The organism is Bradyrhizobium sp. NBAIM14 (genome assembly GCF_020193895.1).
GTDB classification, from domain to species: Bacteria; Pseudomonadota; Alphaproteobacteria; order Rhizobiales; family Xanthobacteraceae; genus Bradyrhizobium; species Bradyrhizobium yuanmingense.
Genome location: NZ_JADYVQ010000055.1, coordinates 1 through 2,158 on the forward strand (window position 1 = coordinate 1; position 2,158 = coordinate 2,158).

A 2,158-nucleotide genomic window follows, 5' to 3' on the forward strand; every position below is an offset into this window, starting at 1 on the left:
GGCAGAGCGATCTTGGTCGAGATCGTTCAGTGAAGGCTCGAAGTTGTTGGATAATCTCAAGATACAACAACATCAGCGTTGAGCAGTCGAATCGTGTAGATCATATAAGCGACGACGAGCTTGGGGCGGTCGCCTAATTTGAGCTGCTCATATCGAGTGAGACCATGGTTCAGGGATGGCCCGTGAAGAGCTTAGCGCGTCCAACCGATCGAAAGTCAGTAAGGGGCAAGAAGCCATCTTCTAAAGTAGTAGGTAGTCCGCGCCTCAGGCAGATCCCGCCAGGGACGGTCCGCACGATCCACAACACGCCCTCGACGAACATCCGCTGTCACGGCCCGTCGAGCCGCGCTGGTCTGGCCGAGGATGATCAAGCTGGAGATGCGATCCCATTGCCCATCGTTCAGAACGACCAATCCATGACACCGAAGGCTTCCTCCTAAAGGAAAGCCTTAAAACACTGTGCAACTGATTTGAGAAACCCAAGAGTCCGCACGACCTAGAGCGCGACCGGCGAGGCGATGAGTTGGGCGTCGTAATCGACAGTTCGCCGCTCGCTGCTCGCGCCGACGAAGCAGGCGATCGTTCCCCCGTGTGGGCATCAACTTCGCCGAGAGCAAGGCAGATGCAGGCGCGTGTAGTCATCCCCACCTGACGGTTTCGCTTGACTTCTCCCCGCAAGCAATTGGCGCTTGGTGCGATTGTCGCAACTCGCATGGACACGTCGGTGCCTAAGTTGCTTTCACGTCAATCTTCTTGGGCGGCTTCTGAGCTTCCGCATTTTTCGGCAAAGTCACCCTAAGGACGCCGTTCTTGACGGAGGCCTCAATCTTGCTGGCCTCCACACATTCCGGTAAACCGAAGTAGCGCGCGAAGGAGCCGTAACTGCGCTCGGAGAGGTAGTAGTCCTTGTGCTTCTCTTCCTTGTGTTCTTTTTTCTCGCCTTTAATGGTCAGTCCGCCATTGATAACCTGAACCTCTATGTCCTTTTCATCGAGTCCAGGCAGTTCGGCTGTAATCTCGTAAGCCTTGTCGCTTTCACTAAGATCCACTGCGGGGCTTGCGGCGACCTTCTTGGCAACCGACCTTCCAAGACTAGCGTGCGGGGGGAACGAGCGGCGCCAGAAATCGCCGCCAAACAAGTCTTCGAACAAGCGATCCACCTCGTTGCGCAATGCCTCGAGTGGGCGCCATGCTTCAGGAAAAAACGCGGGCTCACTAGCCTTCCTGGTGACGGGTACTCTCGTCTCATTCGTCATGATCTAACTCCATGTTTGAGATCATTCTGGAAGGCGCAATCTCTGACTGCGCTGAGCGGACCAGGTCGTCATAGACCGTAATAGCAACCAATGTGCCAACTCGCCTCCTGATTGAGCGCTCATGTGTGAGAGAACATATTTGAGGCGATGGCTACGGGCGACCGGTTGAAAGTTTGGAAGATTGAGCAGGACCCATCTGAAATAATAGGTGGTCCCGGGGAATGCTCCCTAGGCATGCGAGGTGGCTGTCTAACAAAGGCGACCCACAGCGTCCGATCTCTGACAAGCTTGGTTCTCAATCGGACAAACGCTATGCAGCAGAAGAGGAAAGACGGAAGTTGCTTGGCCATCCTTCGTCTCGGCAGCAACGAGATGCCTGGCATCGACTTTGCACCGAGAGATCTGGGAACGTCGTGGAAAGTCACCCTGCTCGCAAAACGTCCTCTTGAGGTTACGCTTCCTTGGTCACACTTTGACCTCGCTTGCGAGCAGTTTGCCGGATGAAAGACGCCATCGATAGGCAATCCGGCACCACAGCGCAATTTAGTATCACGGGGCGGCATCGACTCTAGAACAGAGGAGGTTAGGCCATGTCTGACTCGTTCCAGCGCTCCAACCTGGCCCAGTCAATGGAAGCGCAACGTGCAGAAGTCGAGCACGCGCTCACCCGCAGCCCATTCAGAATCTACGCTGATCGCATGGGCCAACAGGGCGCGAAGACCATCAACATTCTACAAGTTGCCTGGATACTGCGGGTCAAGCGCGGCTGCGAAACGGTCTTTACACGCCTACCCGAGCTCTTGGCAAGCGGCGAACGTCTAGCCAAAGATCTGAGGAACCTGCGTGACGATGGACGGCTTGGCGTTTCTTGGCGTGAATACATCCGCGACGCGGGCGAGCGC

General features: G+C 55.7%; 1 protein-coding gene and 1 pseudogene. One reads left to right on the plus strand and one right to left on the minus strand.

The features are described 5' to 3' along the window. Positions 1-728: 728 nt before the first annotated feature. Positions 729-1,256, minus strand: a complete 528-nt coding sequence (locus I6F28_RS36940; protein WP_225143911.1) for an Hsp20/alpha crystallin family protein — start codon at positions 1,254-1,256, stop codon at positions 729-731. Positions 1,257-1,846: 590 nt separating this feature from the next. On the opposite strand from I6F28_RS36940, the pseudogene I6F28_RS36945 reads away from it, so the two are divergent. Then, positions 1,847-2,158, plus strand: a pseudogene (locus I6F28_RS36945) (alpha/beta hydrolase); the annotation flags it as partial.